This window comes from Paenirhizobium daejeonense (assembly GCF_014280875.1).
Classification (GTDB): Bacteria; Pseudomonadota; Alphaproteobacteria; order Rhizobiales; family Rhizobiaceae; genus Allorhizobium; species Allorhizobium daejeonense.
Map to the genome: position 1 here is coordinate 662,444 of NZ_JACLAL010000002.1, position 20,465 is coordinate 682,908.

General features: G+C 60.6%; 25 protein-coding genes and 1 pseudogene. 10 read left to right on the forward strand and 16 right to left on the reverse strand.

Annotated features, from left to right (window positions below; translation table 11 throughout):
* Positions 1-49: 49 nt before the first annotated feature.
* Entirely contained in the window at positions 50-910 is an 861-nt protein-coding gene (gene xdhC, locus H4I99_RS06665) for a xanthine dehydrogenase accessory protein XdhC (protein WP_163900293.1), read from the forward strand.
* On the opposite strand, the gene H4I99_RS06670 is transcribed toward xdhC, so the two are convergent.
* On the reverse strand, positions 883-1,113 hold the full coding sequence (locus H4I99_RS06670) for a hypothetical protein (protein WP_163900295.1): 231 nt from the start codon (positions 1,111-1,113) through the stop codon (positions 883-885). The genes xdhC and H4I99_RS06670 overlap by 28 nt on opposite strands.
* A gap of 109 nt (positions 1,114-1,222) precedes the next feature.
* On the opposite strand from H4I99_RS06670, the gene H4I99_RS06675 reads away from it, so the two are divergent.
* Both H4I99_RS06675 and H4I99_RS06680 read left to right on the forward strand, forming a co-directional pair.
* Complete coding sequence (locus H4I99_RS06675; RefSeq protein ID WP_163900297.1) at positions 1,223-2,152, forward strand: LysR family transcriptional regulator; 930 nt, start codon at positions 1,223-1,225, stop codon at positions 2,150-2,152.
* Positions 2,153-2,555: 403 nt separating this feature from the next.
* Positions 2,556-3,455, forward strand: coding sequence for a LysR substrate-binding domain-containing protein (locus H4I99_RS06680; RefSeq protein WP_163900299.1), 900 nt, complete (start codon positions 2,556-2,558; stop codon positions 3,453-3,455).
* Here H4I99_RS06680 and H4I99_RS06685 read toward each other — a convergent pair.
* Positions 3,446-3,676, reverse strand: a complete 231-nt coding sequence (locus H4I99_RS06685) for a hypothetical protein (protein ID WP_163900301.1) — start codon at positions 3,674-3,676, stop codon at positions 3,446-3,448. The two genes, H4I99_RS06680 and H4I99_RS06685, sit on opposite strands and share 10 nt — an antisense overlap.
* 94 nt (positions 3,677-3,770) lie before the next feature.
* Here H4I99_RS06685 and H4I99_RS06690 point away from each other — a divergent pair, with 94 nt between their 5' ends.
* Positions 3,771-4,691 carry a LysR substrate-binding domain-containing protein gene (locus H4I99_RS06690; protein ID WP_163900303.1) on the forward strand — a complete coding sequence of 307 codons (921 nt, stop codon included), beginning with the start codon at positions 3,771-3,773 and terminating at the stop codon, positions 4,689-4,691.
* 21 nt (positions 4,692-4,712) lie between these two features.
* On the opposite strand, the gene H4I99_RS06695 is transcribed toward H4I99_RS06690, so the two are convergent.
* Positions 4,713-5,048, reverse strand: coding sequence for a hypothetical protein (locus H4I99_RS06695; RefSeq protein WP_163900305.1), 336 nt, complete (start codon positions 5,046-5,048; stop codon positions 4,713-4,715).
* A gap of 230 nt (positions 5,049-5,278) precedes the next feature.
* Here H4I99_RS06695 and H4I99_RS06700 point away from each other — a divergent pair, with 230 nt between their 5' ends.
* Genes H4I99_RS06700 through H4I99_RS06715 form a run of 4 tightly spaced genes read left to right on the forward strand, consistent with a single transcriptional unit; the run spans position 5,279 to position 9,471 of the window.
* Positions 5,279-6,514: a urate hydroxylase PuuD gene (locus H4I99_RS06700; RefSeq protein WP_163900307.1), complete on the forward strand. Its 1,236-nt coding sequence runs from the start codon at positions 5,279-5,281 to the stop codon at positions 6,512-6,514.
* A complete protein-coding gene (gene guaD / locus H4I99_RS06705) occupies positions 6,511-7,818 on the forward strand; it encodes a guanine deaminase (RefSeq protein ID WP_163900309.1) in 1,308 nt (435 codons plus the stop codon). Before H4I99_RS06700 ends, guaD begins: the two co-directional genes overlap by 4 nt.
* Before the next feature lie 27 nt (positions 7,819-7,845).
* Positions 7,846-8,286 (forward strand): potassium channel family protein, encoded by a 441-nt coding sequence (locus tag H4I99_RS06710; protein WP_246225615.1) that lies wholly within the window; start codon positions 7,846-7,848, stop codon positions 8,284-8,286.
* 39 nt (positions 8,287-8,325) lie between these two features.
* Entirely contained in the window at positions 8,326-9,471 is a 1,146-nt protein-coding gene (locus tag H4I99_RS06715; protein ID WP_163900311.1) for an alpha-hydroxy acid oxidase, read from the forward strand.
* 21 nt (positions 9,472-9,492) lie between these two features.
* Here H4I99_RS06715 and H4I99_RS06720 read toward each other — a convergent pair whose 3' ends face one another.
* From H4I99_RS06720 to H4I99_RS06760, 9 genes and pseudogenes are all read right to left on the reverse strand, one after another.
* Positions 9,493-10,281 carry an anti-sigma factor family protein gene (locus H4I99_RS06720; protein WP_163900312.1) on the reverse strand — a complete coding sequence of 263 codons (789 nt, stop codon included), beginning with the start codon at positions 10,279-10,281 and terminating at the stop codon, positions 9,493-9,495.
* Entirely contained in the window at positions 10,278-10,880 is a 603-nt protein-coding gene (locus H4I99_RS06725) for an RNA polymerase sigma factor (RefSeq protein ID WP_163900314.1), read from the reverse strand. The genes H4I99_RS06720 and H4I99_RS06725 overlap by 4 nt, the downstream gene beginning before the upstream one ends.
* Before the next feature lie 170 nt (positions 10,881-11,050).
* Entirely contained in the window at positions 11,051-11,608 is a 558-nt protein-coding gene (locus tag H4I99_RS06730; protein WP_163900316.1) for a tetratricopeptide repeat protein, read from the reverse strand.
* Positions 11,609-11,788: 180 nt separating this feature from the next.
* Complete coding sequence (locus H4I99_RS06735) at positions 11,789-12,529, reverse strand: metallophosphoesterase family protein (RefSeq protein WP_163900318.1); 741 nt, start codon at positions 12,527-12,529, stop codon at positions 11,789-11,791.
* A 3-nt stretch (positions 12,530-12,532) separates the two neighbouring features.
* Entirely contained in the window at positions 12,533-12,889 is a 357-nt protein-coding gene (uraH, locus tag H4I99_RS06740) for a hydroxyisourate hydrolase (protein ID WP_163900320.1), read from the reverse strand.
* The gene (locus tag H4I99_RS06745; RefSeq protein ID WP_425314365.1) at positions 12,886-13,377 is read right to left on the reverse strand and encodes an ureidoglycolate lyase; all 492 of its coding nucleotides are present in this window, start codon (positions 13,375-13,377) and stop codon (positions 12,886-12,888) included. The genes uraH and H4I99_RS06745 overlap by 4 nt, the downstream gene beginning before the upstream one ends.
* Positions 13,378-13,392: 15 nt before the next feature.
* Positions 13,393-13,758: a HepT-like ribonuclease domain-containing protein gene (locus H4I99_RS06750; protein WP_163900323.1), complete on the reverse strand. Its 366-nt coding sequence runs from the start codon at positions 13,756-13,758 to the stop codon at positions 13,393-13,395.
* Between the two features lie 5 nt (positions 13,759-13,763).
* A pseudogene (locus H4I99_RS06755) lies at positions 13,764-13,862 on the reverse strand (nucleotidyltransferase); the annotation flags it as partial.
* Positions 13,863-14,094: 232 nt separating this feature from the next.
* Positions 14,095-15,129, reverse strand: a complete 1,035-nt coding sequence (locus tag H4I99_RS06760; protein ID WP_163900325.1) for a glutamine synthetase beta-grasp domain-containing protein — start codon at positions 15,127-15,129, stop codon at positions 14,095-14,097.
* Positions 15,130-15,533: 404 nt separating this feature from the next.
* Between H4I99_RS06760 and H4I99_RS06765 the strand changes: the two genes are divergently transcribed.
* Positions 15,534-15,716, forward strand: a complete 183-nt coding sequence (locus tag H4I99_RS06765; protein WP_163900327.1) for a DUF2735 domain-containing protein — start codon at positions 15,534-15,536, stop codon at positions 15,714-15,716.
* Between the two features lie 342 nt (positions 15,717-16,058).
* On the opposite strand, the gene uraD is transcribed toward H4I99_RS06765, so the two are convergent.
* The 4 genes from uraD to H4I99_RS06785 all read right to left on the reverse strand — a co-directional run bounded on the left by uraD (position 16,059) and on the right by H4I99_RS06785 (position 19,723).
* Complete coding sequence (gene uraD / locus H4I99_RS06770) at positions 16,059-16,559, reverse strand: 2-oxo-4-hydroxy-4-carboxy-5-ureidoimidazoline decarboxylase (protein WP_163900329.1); 501 nt, start codon at positions 16,557-16,559, stop codon at positions 16,059-16,061.
* A 4-nt stretch (positions 16,560-16,563) separates the two neighbouring features.
* Positions 16,564-17,484 carry an allantoinase PuuE gene (puuE, locus tag H4I99_RS06775; protein WP_163900330.1) on the reverse strand — a complete coding sequence of 307 codons (921 nt, stop codon included), beginning with the start codon at positions 17,482-17,484 and terminating at the stop codon, positions 16,564-16,566.
* Between the two features lie 228 nt (positions 17,485-17,712).
* A complete protein-coding gene (locus H4I99_RS06780; RefSeq protein ID WP_163900332.1) occupies positions 17,713-18,420 on the reverse strand; it encodes a DUF1045 domain-containing protein in 708 nt (235 codons plus the stop codon).
* 106 nt (positions 18,421-18,526) lie between these two features.
* Entirely contained in the window at positions 18,527-19,723 is a 1,197-nt protein-coding gene (locus H4I99_RS06785) for an NAD(P)/FAD-dependent oxidoreductase (RefSeq protein WP_163900334.1), read from the reverse strand.
* On the opposite strand from H4I99_RS06785, the gene mnmC2 reads away from it, so the two are divergent.
* Positions 19,722-20,459 (forward strand): tRNA (5-methylaminomethyl-2-thiouridine)(34)-methyltransferase MnmC2, encoded by a 738-nt coding sequence (gene mnmC2 / locus H4I99_RS06790; RefSeq protein ID WP_163900335.1) that lies wholly within the window; start codon positions 19,722-19,724, stop codon positions 20,457-20,459. The genes H4I99_RS06785 and mnmC2 overlap by 2 nt on opposite strands.
* Positions 20,460-20,465: the final 6 nt, after the last annotated feature.

The window sequence follows — 20,465 nt, forward strand, 5'->3', positions numbered from 1 at the left end:
AATCGATTGCAGCGACGAACACCGGCAGGCCAGAGGGGGGTGGCCACACATGAGGCCCGTGCCCGGCAAACCATCCCTTCCCGCCTTCCTCACCGCCCACCCGAACGCCGTCCTCGTCGAAGTCGCCGAAGCAAAGGGATCGACGCCGCGGGAAGCCGGCGCCTTCATGCTCGTGGCCGCTAACAGGTTGTTCGGCACCATCGGCGGTGGTCATCTGGAATTCATCGCCATCGACCACGCCCGTGCGTTGCTCGCAGGCAAGGCAGCCGACGAGACGCTGGATATCCCGCTTGGACCGGAAATCGGTCAATGCTGCGGCGGCCGCACGCTGCTGCGTTTCACCCGGATCGATGAGACGGTTAGCGAAAGGCTCCTGCAGCAATCATCGAGCGAGCAGCAGGCCTTTCCCGATGTCTTCCTCTTCGGCGCCGGCCATGTCGGACTTGCCCTAGCGACCGCACTTGCGCCCCTGCCCTTCAATGTGACGGTGGTGGAGACCCGCCAGATCGAGGCCGGGGCCTTGCCCGAGCCGATCGCCTTTCGCCATGTCCCAATGCCGGAGGCCGAGGTCGCGGCGATCCGGCCGGGGGGCGCAGCCGTCATCCTCACTCATGACCACGCGCTCGATTTCCTGATCGCCCGGGAAGCGCTTGCACGTGACGATCTCACCTATACCGGCATGATCGGCTCCGCGACCAAGCGGGCCACCTTCTCCCGCTGGCTGATGCGCGAGGGCGGCGAAGCCGCATGGCTCGAGCGACTGACGTTGCCGGTCGGCGGCAACATGGTGAAGGACAAGCGGCCGGCAGTCATCGCAGCGCTGGTTACGGCGGAACTCACCACCCGATTGCTCGGGACCAAGCAGGCAAAATCTTCCGCCCGTCAGGACGAGCGCGTCCTCGGCCGGTAGGAATGCCGGTTCGAAAGCAGCCAATCTGCCTCCCGGCGATCCGTGATCGTCCGATCCTGATTCAGCCCCGTATCGCGCAGCAGCGATTCCGGCAGGTCGTCGATGGACATCCGCCCGCCATCGACGAGATGCCGAAAAGACCGGAAGATCGCAGCGAAAATCTGGTTCCCCGGAAGCAATACGGTACGGATCGCGGACAGCATGGTCGCCTCCACTTGCGAAATATTCTGTTGATGCATGACAGGACAAGTGCACTTGAATTGCGGGAGTTTCCAATTCAAACTGAGCGCAGCACCATAAAGAGAACTTATCATGAAGCTGTCGCGTCAGTTCCCGGTCAATTCTCTTCGCGTGTTCGAGGCGGCGGCGAAACTCGGCAGTTTCAGCAAGGCGGCGGAAGAACTGGGCATGACCCAGACGGCGGTGAGCTATCAGATCAAGCTGCTGGAGGGCTATGTCGGGGAAGCACTGTTCATCCGCCAGCCACGACAGACGATCCTGACGGAAACCGGCGCACGCATGCTGCCGAAGGTCATCGAGGGGTTCGGATGTCTGGCTGAAGCCGTACAGATCGCCCGGCGTTCCAACAGCGAATCCCTTGAGGTGAATGCCATTCCGACGGTGGCGTCACACTGGCTCGCGCGGCATCTCGGCAGCTTCCAGCTTGCCCATCCGGAATTCTCAGTCCGCCTGCAGCGCGTGGCGCTCATGACGGATTTCAGGACCAGCAGCGCGGACCTCTCGATCGAATGGATACTGGGAGAGCGTCCCGATCTTTCCATCGTCGAACTGAGGGAGCCGGTCTTTTCTCCCCTGCTGTCGCCGGAACTCGCCGCTAGGTTCGGCGGCTTGAAGGAACCCTCGGATCTCGTGAAACTGCCGCTCGTCAGCCCCCGGGATCCGTTATGGCCGAACTGGTTCGCCGCAGCCGGTGTCACAGCGCCGGATATTCGTGGCGGCGGGAGCGGTAGCGACAACGATTACGAATCCCAGGACCTCGAAGTGAATGCGGCGCTTGCCCATCAGGGTGTGGCACTCGTCTCGCCGTTCTTCTTCCGCGACGAACTGGCCTCGGGCCGATTGATCCAGCCATTTCGGATCGCGATAAGAGCGCCCTATACTTTTGCGCTGGTCTGCCCCCATGCCCGGCGCAATGCTGGGAAGATCAAGACCTTCCGCAACTGGCTGACGACCACGCTCAATGCCGACATGAAGGCCTTCGAAGAGGCATCGCGGCGGTGAAGAAGACTGAGGAAATGCTTCAGACAGAGTTCTCCGACGGGACGGTGGCAGAGGGCTTAGCTATAGATCTGCGAGGCAAGACGAATAAAAGTAGCCGCCCCGCAGGAGTTGGTTCGCGACACATATCGGCGACAGGTGTGTCGGCCGGTCGCTCGACGGTCGGGGAGACTTCGGCGACCGGCCCATCGACAGGCGGATTGTCGAAAAGGTTAATCCGCCGGCCGAAAAGACCGCGAAGCGTTTCGTATGGATTGCCCGAAAAAAGCAGAAAAGGCCCGAATGCGGACAAGGCGAAAACCTCCGCGTTGCATCTGTTGATCTGTTGCGTTCGCGGAAAAATTGCCTCGTCGGGCAGATTCAATCCAATTCGAAATCGGATAGGGGGTATGAAGAGGCTTTATCCATGAAATTGTCTCGCCAGTTCCCCCTGAATGCCCTGCGTGTCTTCGAAACCGTTGCACGGCTGCAGAACTTCACCCGTGCCGGCGATGAACTCGGCATGACCCAGACAGCCGTGAGCTATCAGATCAAGCTTTTGGAGGAACACCTCGGAGAAGCGGTGTTCATTCGCAAGCCGAGAGCGCTGCAGCTGACGCTTGCCGGCGAACGCCTGTTGCCGAGGGTGACGGAGGCCTTCGGCCTGCTCAATGATGCGGTCAATCAGGCTCGTCACGGCGCAGATGAAATCCTCGAGATACACTCGACCCCAACTTTTGCCTCCCATTGGCTGGCGCGAAATCTCGGTGCATTCCAGCTCGAATATCCGCATATCGCGGTCCGTCTACAACGCGGTACGCAACTGACCAACTTCAACCGGGAGCCGGCCGATGTCGCGATCCGAATCGGCATCGGTCCCTGGCAAGGTCTGGTGTGCCATCCGCTCATCCGGCTGTCCTACACCCCCATGCTCAGCCCGCGCCTCGCCAAAAGCATCGGCGGCGTAAGCGAACCGGGCGACCTCCTGAAACTGCCGCTGATCTCCGACGACGACGACGGCAGGTGGAAGGTATGGTTCGCGGAGGCCGGCGTCGATACCCTGCAGGGCAATACCCGCCGCCTCAACGCCTTCGGCGCGCTCGACCTCGAGACCGGAGCAGCGCTTGCCGGCCACGGCGTGGCGATGCTGAGTCCCTTCTACGTGCAGGAAGAGCTGGCTTCCGGCCGGTTGATACAACCCTTCGACCTCAGTTGGACCGACGATAACACCTATTGGCTCGTCTATCCCCATGGACGCCGCAACCTGCCCAAGATCAAGGCCTTTCAGGAGTGGCTCACGAGAGCACTACCCGCACTTCAGAGATAACGCGGCGGGTCGCGGACGACGGACCAGGTGTCGTGGTCGTACCGCTCTTTGCCGCCACCGGGTGTCAGGTGACCGTCCATAAGTCCGATGTCGCGCATCAAATGTTCAGGCATCAGCTCCCGCCTGCGAACCAGCGCCGTCAGAAAGCGCATGCTCAGGGCAACGGTCCCGCTTTTCCAGCGATAAAGGCGCAGGAAGCCATCCGGCATAACATATGTCATGGCAGACCTCTCGTTGATCATGAAGAATTAGAATTGATCTATGGGGATAGAATGCGCGCGTTTATCGCGGTATTCCAACGAAAGATCCGTCTGCATGGATCAAGAGGACTTATCCATGAAACTGTCCCGCAATTTCCCGCTGAACGGTATGCGGGTCTTCGAGGCCGCGGCCCGGCACCTGAGCTTCACCAGGGCGGGCGAGGAACTGGGAATGACGCAGACTGCCGTCAGCTACCAGATCAAGCTGCTGGAGGAGATGCTCGGCGAGCCGCTTTTCCTGCGCCGGCCAAGGCAGGTCACCCTGACGGAAGCAGGGGCGAGCCTCGCGCCAAAGGTGGCGGAAGCCTTCGGCCTTTTGCAGGAAGCCGTCGCCAATATGCGCGAGACGGCGCAGGTCACGCTCACCATCCACTGCACAGCGACATTCGCCCAGCAATGGCTGGCACGGCGGATCGGTGATTTCCAGATCAGGCATCCGAACATCGCGGTGCGCCTCGAGGCATCATCCGCACTGATCGACTTCAACAGCACGGAAGCCGACATCGCCATCCGCACCGGCGACGGAACATGGCCCGGCCTCTACAGCCAGTTCCTGATGTACAGCGGTTTCACGCCTATGCTCAGTCCGGCACTTGCACAAAGCGTCGGAGGTCTGCACCGGCCGGAAGACCTCCTGAAGCTGCGCATCATCGATCCGAGTGATCCCTGGTGGCGCATCTGGTTCAGTGCCGCCGGCGTCGCCGATCCTGATCTGGACAGCCGCCCACGCAGCCGGCTCGGGGCCCAGACATTCGAGGCGAATGCCGCCATGGCCGGTCAGGGCGTCGGCATCCTGACCCCGAAATTCTATCGTGACGAGATCGCCATGGGCCGCCTTTTCCAGCCTTTCGATATCATGGGTCGCGACGGCCACGACTACTGGCTCGCCTACCCGGAAGCCAAGCGCAAGCTGCCGAAGATAAGGGCATTCCATGCCTGGATCGTGGAAACGCTGGAAACGGACGGCCTCACCTGAGCTTCGCCGATCAGTCTTGGCTTAGAAGGACATGTCCGGTGCATAGAAACATCGGGGCGTGTTTTCGTCCGGAAAGAGACACAGGTGATATTCGCTGTCCTGGGATCGGCGGGTGGTGCTCTGTGGGAACTTGAAGATGTGTTTGCGGGTGATAAGCCGGTGATCGCCCGGCGCAAGTGTCAGCTGATATCCACCCGGCACGATCCTGACGCTCGACGACGGTATCTCTTGACAGTCGCCGGTGTGACCATCCCCGTTGCAGCAATAGAGATCGTAGCTCCAGCCGGAATGAGCATCGTGAGCTTCGACAGTGAACGCATAGATTGTAATGCTGACGAGTATCAATGCCAAGCGCATGGGCGGCTTCTCCATTGAATGAAGGCCTCCGCCGGTACGCACGACCACCTCCCGGCGGGTTTGCATCACCAATGTAACAGCTAACGAATATTAGAATAAGAACATAAATTGAGGGATGGGTTTTCGCGGTGCACAAATCACCGGGGAAAGCGTCGATTTCGCCCCCTGCCCCCTTTCAATCCAAAGGCTTTTTCGACAAGGTTTCAGGTCGGGGAAGAAAGGGATTTTCCATGTATGAATTTGCCATAGCCTGGGAATGGCTTGCCTTTGCCGTTCGCTGGCTGCATGTCGTGACCGCCATCGCCTGGATCGGTTCGTCCTTCTACTTCATCGCGCTCGATCTCGGCCTCGTGAAGCGAGACCACCTGCCTGCAGGCGTTTACGGCGAGGAATGGCAGGTTCACGGGGGCGGTTTCTACCACATCCAGAAATATCTGGTCGCGCCGGCCTCCATGCCGGAACATCTGACCTGGTTCAAATGGGAAGCCTATACCACCTGGCTTTCGGGCTTCGCCCTGCTCTGTGTGGTCTATTACGGCGGCGCCGATCTCTTTCTGATCGACCGCCATGTCCTTGATGTAGACCAGTGGCAAGCGATCGGCCTTTCGCTCGCGTCCCTCGGCGTCGGCTGGGTACTCTACGACCTCCTGTGCAAGTCGCCGCTTGGCAAGAACACCTGGGGCCTGATGGCATTTCTCTATGTCGTGCTGGTCGCCATGGCCTGGGGCTACACCCAGATCTTCACCGGCCGCGCTGCCTTCCTGCATCTCGGTGCCTTCACGGCGACGATCATGTCGGCCAATGTCTTTTTCATCATCATTCCCAACCAGAAGATCGTCGTCGCCGACCTCATCGCCGGCCGCACGCCGGATCCGAAGCTCGGGGCACAGGCCAAGCAGCGCTCGCTGCACAACAACTACCTGACGCTTCCCGTCATCTTCTTCATGCTGTCGAACCACTATCCCCTGGCCTTCGGCACCGCCTACAACTGGATCATCGCCGCGCTGGTCTTCCTGATGGGCGTCACCATCCGCCACTGGTTCAACACCACTCATGCCCGCAAGGGCCGCCCGCTCTGGACCTGGATGGTCACGACCGTTTTGTTCATCGTCATCATCTGGCTTTCGACCGTGCAGAAGCCCGTTTCGGAAGATGAAGTATCGGTGGCTCCCGTCTACCAGCGCTTCGCCGTGAACGCTCATTTCCCGGCCGTGAAGGACGTCGTCGCCAGCCGCTGTTCCATGTGCCACGCCGCGGAGCCCGTCTGGGACGGCGTGGCGCGTGCGCCAAAATCCGTGAAGCTCGAAAGTGACGCCGAGATCGCCGCACACGCCCGCGAGATCTATCTGCAGGCCGGCCGCGCCCATGCCATGCCGCCCGGCAACATCACCGAGGTCAGCGCCGAAGAACGCGCGCTTCTCGTTGCCTGGTATGAAAGCTCAGTCTCCGGGGAAAGCAGCCAATGACAGCCACCCTCTATCGCGGCCGCCTTCTCTCCTTCCTCCGCACGCCCGAAAGCGTGGCCGACGAGGGAAGCTACCGTTATGAGAGCGACGGCGCGCTGGTGGTCGAGAACGGCCGGATCGCCGCAATGGGTGACTACGCCTCCGTGAAAGCCGAAGCAGCCCCCGATGCCATCGAAATCGATCATCGGCCGCATCTCATCCTGCCCGGCCTGATCGATACTCATGTGCATTTTCCACAGATGCAGGTGATCGGCTCCTATGCCGCCAACCTGCTGGAATGGCTGAACACCTACACCTTCCCCGAGGAATGCCGCTTCGTCGAGACCGCCCACGCTGAACGTATCGCCCGGCACTTCTTCGACGAGTTCTTCCGCAACGGCACGACGACCGCCGTCGCCTATTGCTCCGTGCACAAGGCCTCCGCCGACGCCTTCTTCGCCGAGAACCTTCGCCGCGGCAGCCTGATGGTCGCCGGCAAGGTGATGATGGACCGCAATGCCCCGCAAGGTCTGCTGGACACCCCTCAGATGGCCTATGACGAGACGCGGCAGGTGATCGCCGACTGGCACGGCAAGGGCCGCAACCACGTCGCCATCACGCCGCGCTTCGCCATCACCTCCACCCCGGAGCAGATGGCCGCCACCCAGGCGCTGGCCGAGGAATTTCCCGAACTCCACATCCAGACGCATCTTTCGGAAAACCGCGAGGAGATCGACTTCACCTGCTCGCTCTATCCGGAAGCGACCGACTATACGGATATCTATGCCCGCTACGGCCTGCTAGGCCGCAAGACCCTGCTCGGCCACGCCATCCACCTCTCCGACCGGGAGGCGGACGCCATATCGGAAGCCGGTTCGATCGCCGTCCACTGCCCGACGTCCAACCTCTTCCTCGGTTCCGGCCTCTTCCCGATGAAACGCTACCAGCGCCGCGACAAGCCGGTGCGCATCTCGGTGGCAACCGACATCGGCGGCGGCTCCAGCTATTCCATGCTCAAGACCATGGACGAGGCCTACAAGATCCAGCAGTTGCAGGAAGAACGCCTCAACCCTCTGGAAAGCTTCCACCTGATGACACTCGGCAATGCCGAGGCGCTGTCGCTCTCGGACCGTATCGGCACGCTGGAGATCGGCACCGATGCCGATTTCATCGTGCTCGATTCCGCTGCCACGCCCGCCATGGCGCTGCGCATGGAAACGGTCAAAACCCTTGCGGAAGAACTCTTTCTGCTGCAGACGTTGGGAGACGACCGCTCGGTGGTCGAAACCTATGTGGCCGGATGCGCCGTGAAGGGCAGAAGCTAGCCGCCATACCTGAAGACTGGTCGAAACGTGCTGCAGCTCTTTCTCAATCTAGCGGTCGGAACGCTGGTCATTTCGCTGACCGTTATCATCCACACCTTTGGCCTCATGGCGGTCACACACGCAATGAGCTGGGTCACGGCGCATATGCGCCTGCATGCCCGCCGCAGCCGTATCCTGGCGATGAATACCGTCGTACTGGGCATATTTGCCGTGCTGACGACCGAAGTGTGGCTCTGGGCGCTAACCTTCCATGAGATCGGTTTTTTCAACGATTTCACGACATCGCTTTATTTTTCCACCGTCACCTTCTCGACCATCGGCTACGGCGACGTCTTTCCTCATCCCGAGTGGCGTATGCTGGCGGGACTGGAAGGCGTGAACGGTTTCCTACTGATCGGCTGGTCTACCGCCTATCTCGTCGCGGCCGGCATAAGGGTCGGTCCCTTTCGCTCCGGAGAGCATTTCTGATGGCTCTCTGTCGCTAATTTCCAACTAAAGGCAATAGAAGTGTCCACTATTCTCGAAATCGCCGATCTCAAGGCGCTGGCGAAGCGTCGCGTTCCGAAGCTTTTCTTCGATTATGCCGATAGCGGTTCCTATACAGAATCCACCTATCGGGCCAACGAGTCGGATTTTTCCAGGATCAAGCTGCGTCAGCGCGTACTGGTCGACATGAGCGGCCGCTCGCTCGAAACCACGATGATCGGCGAGAAAGTCTCGATGCCGGTGGCGCTTGCCCCGACCGGACTTACCGGCATGCAGCATGCCGATGGCGAAATGCTGGCCGCGCAGGCAGCCGAGGAATTCGGCGTCCCATTCACGCTTTCGACCATGAGCATCTGCTCGATCGAGGACGTGGTGTCGGTGACCAAAAAGCCGTTCTGGTTCCAGCTCTACGTCATGCGCGACCGTGATTTCGTGATGAACCTGATCGACCGCGCCAAGGCCGCGAAATGCTCGGCGCTGGTGCTGACCGCCGACCTTCAGATCCTCGGCCAGCGCCACAAGGACCTGCGCAACGGCCTGTCCGCGCCACCGAAGCTCACGCCGAAGCATCTCTACCAGATGGCGACCCGCCCGCGCTGGTGCTGGAACATGCTGCAGACCAGCCGCCGCACCTTCCGCAACATCCACGGCCATGCCAAGGGCGTAACCGATCTCGCCTCCCTCAACGCCTGGACCACGGAACAGTTCGACCCCCAGCTTTCGTGGAAGGATGTCGAGTGGATCCGTGAACGCTGGGGCGGCAAGCTCATCATCAAGGGCATTCTCGACGCCGAAGACGCGACGCTCGCCGCACAGACGGGTGCGGATGCGATCGTCGTTTCCAACCACGGCGGCCGCCAGCTCGATGGAGCGCATTCCTCGATCTCCATGCTGCCGAGGATCGTCGATGCCGTTGGCGACAAGATAGAAATCCATCTCGACGGCGGCATCCGCTCCGGTCAGGACGTGTTGAAGGCCGTGGCGCTCGGCGCAAAGGGAACCTTTATCGGCCGCCCCTTCCTTTACGGCCTCGGCGCCATGGGCAAGCCCGGAGTCACCAAGGCACTGGAAATCATCCGCAAGGAGATGGACACGACCATGGCGCTCTGCGGCAAGCGACGGATCGAGGACATCGATCGCCGGATCCTCGCGGAAAACCCGTACTGACAACAGATCGGGCACCTGACATCAGGCGGAGAGCCTGTCGGCCAGCGCCTCCGCCAGATCCAGCATGCGTGTCTCGGGCGCATGCCCGATCAGCATCAACGCATGGCTGCCATCCGCCCAGTGAACGACGGTCATGCCATTGCGTTGCTCTGTCCGCATCGCAGCGGGTTTTCCATCCGAGCGAACGATACAGAAGGCAAGCGGGCCGCTATCCGGATCGAGATAAAGGATCTGGGCCAGCGGCTTGCCGTCATAGGCCAGAACCTGCGCGCGCTTGTAGTCGAGACCGTCGAAATCAAGCTGCTCAGGCGTCATCCGCATGTCGAGACGCCGATTGATGTCCGAAAGCTCCGCCGCCTGCTCGGCGGCCGTCGGTAGTACTCTGGAAAGTGTCTGTGAATCGTAGAGTGACATGTATTGCGCCACACGGCCTCGCCACTCCTCCGGTCCCTCTCCATCCTTCTCGAACCAATCAAGACCGACCCTCCCCACAAGGACACCGGCCATCACCGACGCAGCGATGGCGCCGAGAAGACCACGGCGACTGATACTGCCGACCATGATCGGCTGCGGCTTCATATTGATCGCCACAAGCATGGACTGTAATCGCCCAACTGGCGCTTCCCCAAGCAGGGGCGCGAACGAATGGCGATAATCGAGATTGGCGCGCATCAGGAATTCCAGCCGCTCGGCAACACCTGCGTCCTGTTCCAGCAGGCGCTCGATGCGGTCGCGCTCATCGCCGTCCAGTTCTCCATCGATGAAGGCCGTCAGGAGTTCGTCCGATGGCATGATGTCTTCCTCGGTCATTGCCCCTCCTCCCCCCTGGCTTCTGCAAGCTTTGCCCGCGCCGCCGCCAATCGGCTCATGATGGTTCCGACCGGCACGCCCAGGATCGTTGCGACCTCGCGATAGGACAGCCCCTCGACATAGGCCAGAAACACGGCGGTCCGTTGAGCCTCCGGCAGGGCATCGACGAGACGCATGACCTGATTGGCCATGACCTTGCGGTCTGCCTCCGCCCGGCCATCGAAGGAAAGAACGTCGGCGGCGTCGGCCAGCCCCGCCCCTTCGCGCACCCGCTGTGCCCGGACCTCGTTCAGCCAGATCGAATGGAGGATGGCGAGAAGCCACTGGTCGATCCGCGAACCCGCGACAAACTGCGCCGCCCGCTCCAGCGCCCGGACACAAGTTTGCTGCACCAGATCGTCGGCCATGTCCCGCCGACGCGACAGCACGAAGGCATATCGCCACAGCCGGCTCAGATTCGCCGACAGACCGTTTCGCACATCCGCCTCGCTCGCGATGGCAGCCTCCCTCCCCGTGAATAAAACGGGCGCGATCGCCCGGTCCTGTTGCGATGAGGGGGCGGCGCTGTTCAGCGGATAATCACAGGATAGGCTCGACATTGGCAAGATACCGATTTGACGACAGACGGAGCCACGAAATCGTGGCCCGACCCGTCATCTGCTCCCTAGCGCATCGGCCCGAAAATCGGGATCGATATTCGGAAAGCTCAATGCGTAGATTCAAGATGTTAGAGCGCCGTGCGTCCAAATGGACGCACGGCGCTCTAGCGTCAGATCTTCGGAGCCGCGCTGATGGCGGCATCGAGGTCGCGATATTCCTCGCACGAGGTGCCGCAAAGCCCTGAGATCGCCTTCAACTGCGCCTTGGCCAGCTCTATCTCGCCCTTCAGGACATAGGCCTCACCGAGATATTCCCGCACCTGCGCATATTGCGGGTCGGCGGCCACGGACTTCAGGTAATAGCCGATGCCTTCATCGAGACGGCCGAGCTTGCGGGTAGCGTAACCACGATAATTCAGTACTACAGGGGAATTCTGATCCTTCACCGTATCGAGTACATCGAGGGCGTCCTGGTATCGCTCGGCCTTCGCCAGCGCATAGGCATAATCCGCAAGGTTCTCATCCGTGAGATTGGCGCCGCTTTGCTTGACGCATTTCTGCGACTTCCGGTCATAGACGCTGCCCTTCTTGCAGACGGGTGTCGTCTCCGATCCGGAATCAGACCCACCTCCATAACCACCGGCCGCGAATAAGGGACCGGCAAGGGCGACGGAAAAGAGGCAGACGGCGGACAGGGTGGCAAAGCGAAGCTTTTGAACGCGGGGCATGGCTTGATCCTCTGCAAATACGACAGCGCCGGAAGCCACCTACGATGAACGGCGGACGCTGCGAGTTTGATTTCCCCGCATGAACCCGCGCCGAACTCTTTCGGCGGAAGCGATCATGCGGCGTTGCAGGAGGTGAACACCCCGGAGGGTGCTTCTATTCGACGGAATCTGAAATTTTCTTCAGGCGATCCAGCCGCCCGAAAGCGCGCTGACCCAATCGGCCATGCCATGAGCTGCTGCCATTTCGGCTGCGGCCTCGTTGTCGTAGCGTACCTGCCGGAAGGTCGGCTGCCAGCCACGGCCGGTCTTTTCCAGCACGGCATAGGCCGCAAAAGGCGTGCCCTGCTGGGCCTTGTGATAGAAGGGCTGGTCATAATCGAAGCCCGGACAACCAACGCTGCCCGGATTGACGATAAGGCGGCCACCGGAAAGCTGGACAGCCCTCGCGATATGGCTGTGACCGCAGAGAATGAGCGGCTGTTCGATACCATTGGCAAGCCCCTCGATTTCATCGAGCGGCTTCAGATGGAAGATGCCATCCGGCGAAAGCGTCTCCATCCAGTAGGTGTTATCGTCCTGCGGCGTCGCGTGGCAGAGATAGGCCTCGTCGCGATAGACCTCGCTGAACGGCAGCGCGCGGATCCAGTCGAGATGGTCCGTGGTGAGCTGCGGAAAAACCGGCTGCTCCCAATCACCCATTTCCTCGAACGACCTGTCAATCAGCGCCCGATCGTGGTTTCCCCGAACACTCACAGCCCCGAGCGGCAACAACAGATCCGCCGTGGCACCGGCGTTCAGAGGACCGGAAAAGCTGTCCCCGAGATTGACGATCTCGGAAATCCCCTGCCGGCGGATATCCTCCAGCACGGCTTCCAGCGCCAGATGGTTGCCGTGGACATCGGCGATTGCAGCGAAGATCATCGATCAGCTACCCCGGTAGGTGGAATAGCCATAGGGCGAAAGCAGAAGCGGCACATGATAGTGAGCCTCGGAATCGCTGATGCCGAAGCGGATCGGGATGACATCGAGGAACGGGGGCGAAGTGAGCGGCGCACCCTGCGCCTTCAGGTAGTCGCCGGCATGGAACAGCAGTTCGTACTGCCCGACCCGGAAGCTCTCGCCCGAAAGGATCGGTCCGCCATCGACGCGACCGTCGGAATTGGTGATCACGGTGGTCACGAGCTCGGCATCCTCGCCCACGATCCGCATCAACTGGATCTTCAGGCCTTCCGCCGGCTTGCCGAGCGCGGTGTCGAGGACATGGGTGGTAAGGCCGGTCATAGATGGGGCTCCAGAATCACGAAAGGCGTGTCGAAAAAGAACTCTTCGAGATTGTTGCCCGGCCCGTCACGATCGACAACCAGAAAATCCGAGATTTCCCCTATCGCCATCAGCGGATGATGCCAGACGTTACGCCGGTAATTCACGCCCTGATCGGGTCGCGCCAGAAAGACCTGCGGACGTCCAGGCCTGCCATCCTCATCGGGTGAAACGGCGACCAGAAACGGCCGACCGGAGAGCGGCGAAAAGCTCTGGCTGCCGAACGGATGCCGCTCCATCATTCCGACTTGATAGGGAAAGGCGCGCGGCTGGCCGCGGAAGATGTTGACGATAACCCGTGCCCCTTCGCCCGTTACCTCCGGCGAAAACAGCGCATGAAACCGCTCCGTGGTGCCGCCATTGATCAGGCGCATTGTTTCGGGCCTGGCGGAAATCACCTCGCCGAAAGGAGCGAATTCTTCGGGGGTAAGAGGCTGGATGGAAAGCATGTCGGACAACAGGAGTCATTCTCCCTGAATATGCGGATGGCGTAGCTGGTTGATCTGGCGGATCAGTGCCGGCAGGTCGGCTTGAACGGTGTCCCACACCAGTCGCCAGTCGAGTGGTTCGTGCTCATGGACAACCATGTCGCGCCAGCCCCTGATTTTCCGCCAGTCGATGTCAGGATATTCGGAAGCGGCAGACGGAGAGCCGGCCAGTACCCTCGCAGCCGCGGCGGCGATCAGCACGAAGGTCATCGCAACCGCGCGCTGGATCAGGATATCCCGCTCGAATGCCTCTCCGGTCACATCCTTGACAAAACCGACAGCCTCGGAGGCCGCCTCCTGCATGTCGCGAAGATCTTCGAGAAAACGCTGCTCTGGAGTCATATGACCGCCACCGAACCGAAGACACGCGGGTTCGCCGCATTGAAGCGCTCACTCGCCTCGCGGATCGCCTGCCTGTTTTTATCCAGCACTTCCGATGGCCGCATGACCGAACCTCCGTTTTGGGCAATATAGAGCATGTCCCGCAAAAGTGGGAACCAGTTTCAGGACAAGGGCATAAGCCCAAATATGCAGAGAGAATTCGAGCAGTCACAACACGCTTTGTGGAAGCGCCCTACCGGAGGAAATCGGGAACCTCACCAAAACGCGGCAGGCCGCAGACGAAAACAGCGCCGGCTTTCACCGGCGCTGTCGTGATCAATGGTCGATCTTCGAAGATCAGGCTGCTGCAGAAGCAGCGAACGGAACTTCCGAGATCGTCTTCAGGACCTGCGAAGCGATCGCATAGGGGTCGCCCTGGGAGTTCGGACGACGATCTTCCAGATAGCCCTTGTAATCGTTCTTGACGAAGGAGTGCGGAACGCGGATGGAGGCGCCACGGTCGGCAACGCCGTAGGAGAATTTGTTCCACGGAGCCGTTTCGTGCTTGCCGGTCAGACGCATGTGGTTGTCCGGGCCGTAAACGTTGATGTGGTCCATCAGGTTCTTATCGAACTGCGCCATCAGGCGTTCGAAATAGTCCTTACCGCCAACTTCGCGCATGTACTTGGTCGAGAAGTTGCAGTGCATGCCAGAACCGTTCCAGTCGGTGTCGCCGAGCGGCTTGCAGTGCCATTCGATATCGATGCCGTACTTTTCGCAGATGCGCAGCAGCAGGTAGCGAGCCATCCAGATCTGGTCGGCGGCCTTCTTGGAGCCTTTGCCGAAAATCTGGAATTCCCACTGACCCTTTGCCACTTCGGCGTTGATGCCTTCGTGGTTGATGCCGGCTTCGAGGCACTGGTCCAAGTGCTCTTCCACGATCTGGCGCGCGATGGAGCCGACGTTCTTGTAGCCGACGCCGGTATAGTACGGACCCTGCGGAGCCGGGTAGCCGTGTTCCGGGAAGCCGAGCGGGCGGCCGTCTTCGTAGAAGAAGTATTCCTGCTCGAAACCGAACCATGCATCTTCATCGTCGAGGATGGTCGCACGGGTATTCGACGGATGGGGGGTAACACCGTCCGGCATCATGACTTCGCACATCACGAGAGCGCCGTTCTTGCGGGCCGGATCGGGATAAATGGCAACCGGCTTGAGAACGCAGTCGGAGCTACGGCCTTCGGCCTGCTCGGTCGACGAGCCGTCGAAACCCCAATAGGGAAGCTCTTCCAGCGAGGGGAAGTTGTCGAATTCCTTGATCTGCGTCTTGCCACGCAGGTTCGGCACCGGCTTGTAGCCATCGAGCCAGATATACTCGAGCTTGTACTTGGTCATTCTTGGTCTCTCTTCAGTCAAGCGCCCGCCCATGGAGCGCAACAGAGGGGGCGATTCTCCGGTTGTCCGGCGAGTCGTTTTCATAGAAGCAGGAAGCATGCCAACTGATGCAAACCGTCATTCGGCTGACACAATGACGCACCCGCAAAGCCCTGTGACTGTGGATCGACAGCGGGAATCCTTAACAGTTTCAGCTTATTGTGTGGGAACATGACACAGCCATACCGTGTTCTCCTGTGTCGCGGGCATCATGCTGGAATGTGATGATTTCGCAATCACGCATGTTTTCAGCCCAAAAATGCCTATATTTTATGCATTTTGCACTTTTCGTGTGCATCTCATTTAAAAACCTGTTAGGGAATGTCATCGGACTTGAAAACCGATGAACAACGAAAGGCAGAAGCATGACAACGAACATGGTTCGGGAATCGGCGAAGATCCTGCAGTTCCCGGTAAGAAACGTTCAGAAGATGATGGAAATTCGCGAGCGCGACGGACGCTCACGCCCTGTGATTTACGAAAGCGGCGCTGGCAGCTGGTATCACGAGGAAGCGATCCGCGAAGTGGATGAGGCGCGCAAGCAGTAGCAAGCGCGCCAGAATGCCCTGCTCACTCAGACCTGAAGGTTCTTGAGGCGTGGAGCGTTGCGCCATCATCAGAGTGAGAGCAACAAGGGCGACAATCCTCGCTCGGCGATAAAATTGCCGACAATAGATGGCTTGAACGGTCTACCTTCATTTGCGGAACATCTTCAGCTTCCAATCTCCGGAAGCATATAACATTCCGGCCGGAACTATCGTCGGCCCACCGTCGATCCGCTTCGAAAACCCGCCAGCGCGATAAACTCCTTTGAGAACATCAGGACTACTCCACGCCGGCCTCACGCAGACCGGGTGAAGAATACTCGTTTGCACGGGGGCTGCGGGGCCTCAGACATTCTCCGGCAGGAGGTGTCCAAGGCGAATGCGAGCGATCTTCTCCACTTGCGCGCAGGCGGTCGCAAACTCAGTTTCGCGATCGTTGTCTATGCGCGTCTCAAAAGCGGCAAGAATGTCTTCCTTGGTGAGGCCTGTCACCGCGATAATGAACGGAAAGCCGAATTTCTCGGTGTAGGCGGAATTGATCTCGGTAAACCGCGCAAACTGTTCGGGACTGAGCCGATCAAGGCCCGCACCGCTCTGCTCCCTGCGGCTTTCCTCGGTCAGTTCGCCGGCAACGGCCAGACGCCCGGCGAGATCGGGATGCGCCCGCAGAACTCTCAACCGTTCGGCTTCGCTGGCCTTGCGAAACTGTTCGGCGAGCGCGGCATGCACGCTCGAAACCGTCAGCGGCTCACTGATTGCCCCGGCCTCGAAGGCCCGCTCGGCTATGAAGGGAGAATGCTCGAACACGCCGCCGAAGGTGGAGATGAAGTTGTTTCGCGTCACCATGTGCTCACCACGTCGGCTTGTGGTTCTTGTGCCAGTGCTCGGCGATCTCGATACGCTTAGGGATCCACACCTTGTCATGTGACCGCACATAATCAATGAAACGCGCGAGTGCCGCGGCCCGGCCCGGACGGCCCACAAGGCGGCAATGCAGCCCGATCGACAGCATCTTGGCGCTGCCGGCCTTGCCCTCTTCATAAAGCACGTCGAAGGCGTCCTTGAGATAGGTGAAGAACTGGTCGCCGGAGTTAAAGCCCTGCGGCGTCGCAAACCGCATATCGTTGGTTTCGAGCGTATAGGGGATGATCAGGAACGGCTTGCCGTCGATACCCTTCACCCAGTAGGGCAGGTCGTCAGCGTAAGAGTCCGACGAATAAACGAAACCACCCTCTTCCATGACGAGCCTGAGCGTGTTGTCGGAGGGCTTGCCCTGATACATGCCGAGCGGATGGGAACCGGTCAACTCCTTGTGCAGCCGCACCGCCTCGAGGATGTGCTCGCGCTCCTCCTCCTCGGAAAAATCCTTGTATTCCAGCCAGCGATAACCGTGGCTGGCGATTTCCCATCCGGCTTCCTTCATCGCCGCGACCGCTTCCGGGTTACGTGCCATGGCGAGCGTCACGCCATAAACGGTCACCGGCACACTGCGCTCGGTGAACATCCGCCAAAGACGCCAAAAACCGGCCCGCGAGCCGTATTCGTAGATCGATTCCATGTTGAGATTGCGCTGTCCGCCCCAGGGCTGCGCACCGACGATCTCCGACAGAAGGCATTCCGAGGCCTTGTCGCCGTCAAGAATGCAGCTTTCGCCGCCCTCTTCGTAATTGACAACGAACTGCACGGCGATGCGGGCATCACCGGGCCACTTCGGGTCTGGAGTGTTGCGGCCATAGCCGACGAGGTCGCGCGGATAGGTATCGGTCTGCATCAAATCACCCTATGGAGACATGCCGCGCGAGCGTTTGCCTGCTCACAGGACACGACATCGGAAAAGAACAACAACTGCAACGCGGGAGCGAATCCGGAAGATCGCGACGCGCCTGAATGCGTTGCGCAAACGGTAAGCAGCGTGAAGGCCGATGTCGAGATGGAAACGAAAGAGCGGGGCGTTGCCTTTTTGGCGACACCCCTCACCGACCCGCGACTGAACCGGCATTCAGGCGATCTTGCGGGCGGAAATGCGTCCCATCGGATGCAGCGAGTGAACCTGGAACGGCGCTCCCGGCTCCTTCTCGACAAACAGGGCGAGATTGGAGAAATCCACCGGTTCGGACAGGACTGGCGCGAAATGCGCCCGCAGCGCTTCTTCTATCCGGGGGAATTCAAAAGGCGCCAACGGACCGGTGAGCGGCATATGGAAACGGAATTCGTCCATCACGTAAGGATGGCCCCAGCGATAGAGATTGGCGAACTGCGGAGCCGACAGCCCCTCCGGATTGCGCCGCTCGATTTCCGCTTCGGTCAGCGGCGCCCGGAAGGCGTCGAATTCCTGCACCACGGCGGCGGCCAGATAGTCGAGTTCAGGACACGGACGCTGCAGCACGAGGCCGAAGAAATCCCCGAGCCGGGCAATTTCGAGTCGCGGCAGTTCGAAGGGCTCCAGCGTTCCGGCAAAACGCATCAGGTCGCGAAGCATGGCGGCTTCGACAAGGTCGCTGTGCAGATGAAAGGGAGCTTTCAGCGTGGCGTGGAAGCCATAACGACGCGGCAAGGCGGTATGAAAGGCAATCTCGTGCACCCCGAGACCGCGCAGGGCGGGATGCTCGACGGCCTCGCCGGAATAGACATTGCGCCCGAGCCAGCCTGCGGCAGCAAGCGTCAGCGGGTCGCCCGAAGGGGGCGTGAAATGTATGGCATAGCGCATGCGAATACCTCACCCTCTTGTTCGTCGCCAATTTTAGCAATCGACGTTACAACACGGAGGTAGGTGATTTGCATGACAGGATCACGACGAGAGACCTGTCCCAGCCTCACGCATTGCGAGCAGCAATCACGATATGATGATGAAGCGTGAAGGATTGCGGCAACCCGTTGGCATCATTCTCCAGCCGCCCTGCGATGCCGGCGACTGCAGCCTCCGCAAGCCGGTGCGCAAGACCGAAACTGACCTTGAAACCTCCGGTCAGCGCATGAATGCGCGGATGATCGGGATGCGGTCCCACCATCGGGTCGCGATCGATCGCCTTGGGCCGCAGCCCGGCCCAGCGCTCGACCACCTCCGCATCGCGGAGCGCCGGTGCAAGCCCCCTCGCCCGACCGATCAGCTCTTCGAGCTGCTCGTCGGTCGAGCCCGGATCGTCGAACCTGTCTTCGCTGGTGCTGCCGATGGCGGCATAACCGCCCTCATGCGGCACGATGTAGAGACCATCGAGATAAAGCAGCGGCAAGGCGGGATCGATATCCGCCTTCAGCAAGGCGGCCTGCCCCTTAACCGGTTGACCGAGCGGCAGCGGAAGCGGCGCTCCGAGCGACTCGAGCATGGGGAAAGACCTGTGTCCCGCCGCGATGATGCAGTGCCCGAAGGCAACCGTCCGACCATCCGAAAGCCGGGCGATGTGGGTCTCGGGATGGAGAAGAGCGACCCCGGAATTCTCGATGATGCGGACGTGCAAGGCCTCATTCAGGCGAGCGGTGAGCATTGCGGTCAGGCTGCGCGGCGAGACCCGCGCGGCAAACGTGTCGTAGACGATGCCCGCCGCCATGAACTCTTCCGAAGGCCAGTCGGTTCCGGCCGGCGAGGCATCGAGCGGTGTCCAGGAGAATGAACGAGCGCCATGATGCCAGTGCGTTTCCGCATCCTTGCAATGACGTTCGGCAATCACCCTCAGGTGCGGCTTCGGCAGCGGAATCAGCCGGCCGCTGCGACGATAACCGGCCGACAGCCCGGTCTCGGCTTCCATACGTCCGACTTCTTCCTCAAGGCCGATAAGCGCATCGAACTGGAACTGCTTCTTCTCCGACCAGCGATCCGGCATGTGGGGCATCAGCGCGCCCAGCAATCCCCCGCTCGCGCCGCGGGCAAGCGGCCCCTCATCGACCAGCAGCGTATCGATGCCCTGGCGCTCCGCATGCAGCGCGGCCCAGAGCCCCATGATGCCGCCGCCAACGATCAACAGCTCGACGCGCAATTGACCTGATTGCGGCGCGGCAGTATCCGATTTGACCATGACAGCTTCCCACACGATATCGCCGACCGAAGGGCCGGATGCGAGCCAGGGGCAGAGCCTCACCTGGAACGAGGGCGATATGCCCTATTCGACCGCCTTTGGCGATCATTTTTATTGCCAGACCGATGGCCGGCTGGAATGCGGCCATGTCTTCCTCTCCGGCAATGGACTGCCCGACCGCTGGACGGGTTCCGGCACCTTCCGCATCGGCGAGCTCGGCTTCGGCACCGGCCTCAATGCCTGCGAGACATGGCGCCATTGGAAGGAAACCCGAACTGCAGGCTCCGCCCTGCACTTCGTTTCCTTCGAGCTTTATCCGATGAAGGCCGAAGAGCTTGACCGGGCGCTTTCCCGCTGGCCGGAAATCGATATGGAACGCAAGGTGCTCGTCGACCTGTGGCCCGCAACGCCCGAGGATGCTGTTGACATCGCATTGGACAACGAGACGCGCCTGACCGTCATTTGTGGCGACGCCATGCAGAATCTGACGGCAAGCCCGCTCACCTTCAACGCCTGGTTTCTCGACGGCTTCGCCCCTTCCCGCAATCCGGCCATGTGGTCGCGGGAACTGATGCAGGCGGTGTTCGACCACGCCGTTCCCGGTGGCACCTTTGCGACCTATGCGGCGGCGGGTTTCGTCCGCCGTAATCTTGCGGGCGCGGGATTTGCGGTGGAAAGAAGAAAGGGCTTCGCGGGAAAGCGCGAAATGCTCTGCGGTGTCAGGCCGGACGAATAGCCGACC

What these genes read in the sequence shown, in the direction of transcription:
- xdhC (WP_163900293.1), top strand. Translation starts at nt 50, where the DNA reads ATGAGGCCCGTGCCCGGCAAACCATCCCTTCCCGCCTTCCTCACCGCC.
- H4I99_RS06670 (WP_163900295.1), bottom strand. Translation starts at nt 1,113, where the DNA reads ATGCTGTCCGCGATCCGTACCGTATTGCTTCCGGGGAACCAGATTTTC.
- H4I99_RS06675 (WP_163900297.1), top strand. Translation starts at nt 1,223, where the DNA reads ATGAAGCTGTCGCGTCAGTTCCCGGTCAATTCTCTTCGCGTGTTCGAG.
- H4I99_RS06680 (WP_163900299.1), top strand. Translation starts at nt 2,556, where the DNA reads ATGAAATTGTCTCGCCAGTTCCCCCTGAATGCCCTGCGTGTCTTCGAA.
- H4I99_RS06685 (WP_163900301.1), bottom strand. Translation starts at nt 3,676, where the DNA reads ATGACATATGTTATGCCGGATGGCTTCCTGCGCCTTTATCGCTGGAAA.
- H4I99_RS06690 (WP_163900303.1), top strand. Translation starts at nt 3,771, where the DNA reads ATGGATCAAGAGGACTTATCCATGAAACTGTCCCGCAATTTCCCGCTG.
- H4I99_RS06695 (WP_163900305.1), bottom strand. Translation starts at nt 5,048, where the DNA reads ATGCGCTTGGCATTGATACTCGTCAGCATTACAATCTATGCGTTCACT.
- H4I99_RS06700 (WP_163900307.1), top strand. Translation starts at nt 5,279, where the DNA reads ATGTATGAATTTGCCATAGCCTGGGAATGGCTTGCCTTTGCCGTTCGC.
- guaD (WP_163900309.1), top strand. Translation starts at nt 6,511, where the DNA reads ATGACAGCCACCCTCTATCGCGGCCGCCTTCTCTCCTTCCTCCGCACG.
- H4I99_RS06720 (WP_163900312.1), bottom strand. Translation starts at nt 10,281, where the DNA reads ATGACCGAGGAAGACATCATGCCATCGGACGAACTCCTGACGGCCTTC.
- H4I99_RS06725 (WP_163900314.1), bottom strand. Translation starts at nt 10,880, where the DNA reads ATGTCGAGCCTATCCTGTGATTATCCGCTGAACAGCGCCGCCCCCTCA.
- H4I99_RS06730 (WP_163900316.1), bottom strand. Translation starts at nt 11,608, where the DNA reads ATGCCCCGCGTTCAAAAGCTTCGCTTTGCCACCCTGTCCGCCGTCTGC.
- H4I99_RS06735 (WP_163900318.1), bottom strand. Translation starts at nt 12,529, where the DNA reads ATGATCTTCGCTGCAATCGCCGATGTCCACGGCAACCATCTGGCGCTG.
- uraH (WP_163900320.1), bottom strand. Translation starts at nt 12,889, where the DNA reads ATGACCGGCCTTACCACCCATGTCCTCGACACCGCGCTCGGCAAGCCG.
- H4I99_RS06745 (WP_425314365.1), bottom strand. Translation starts at nt 13,377, where the DNA reads ATGCTTTCCATCCAGCCTCTTACCCCCGAAGAATTCGCTCCTTTCGGC.
- H4I99_RS06750 (WP_163900323.1), bottom strand. Translation starts at nt 13,758, where the DNA reads ATGACTCCAGAGCAGCGTTTTCTCGAAGATCTTCGCGACATGCAGGAG.
- H4I99_RS06760 (WP_163900325.1), bottom strand. Translation starts at nt 15,129, where the DNA reads ATGACCAAGTACAAGCTCGAGTATATCTGGCTCGATGGCTACAAGCCG.
- H4I99_RS06765 (WP_163900327.1), top strand. Translation starts at nt 15,534, where the DNA reads ATGACAACGAACATGGTTCGGGAATCGGCGAAGATCCTGCAGTTCCCG.
- uraD (WP_163900329.1), bottom strand. Translation starts at nt 16,559, where the DNA reads ATGGTGACGCGAAACAACTTCATCTCCACCTTCGGCGGCGTGTTCGAG.
- puuE (WP_163900330.1), bottom strand. Translation starts at nt 17,484, where the DNA reads ATGCAGACCGATACCTATCCGCGCGACCTCGTCGGCTATGGCCGCAAC.
- H4I99_RS06780 (WP_163900332.1), bottom strand. Translation starts at nt 18,420, where the DNA reads ATGCGCTATGCCATACATTTCACGCCCCCTTCGGGCGACCCGCTGACG.
- mnmC2 (WP_163900335.1), top strand. Translation starts at nt 19,722, where the DNA reads ATGACAGCTTCCCACACGATATCGCCGACCGAAGGGCCGGATGCGAGC.
- H4I99_RS06785 (WP_163900334.1), bottom strand. Translation starts at nt 19,723, where the DNA reads ATGGTCAAATCGGATACTGCCGCGCCGCAATCAGGTCAATTGCGCGTC.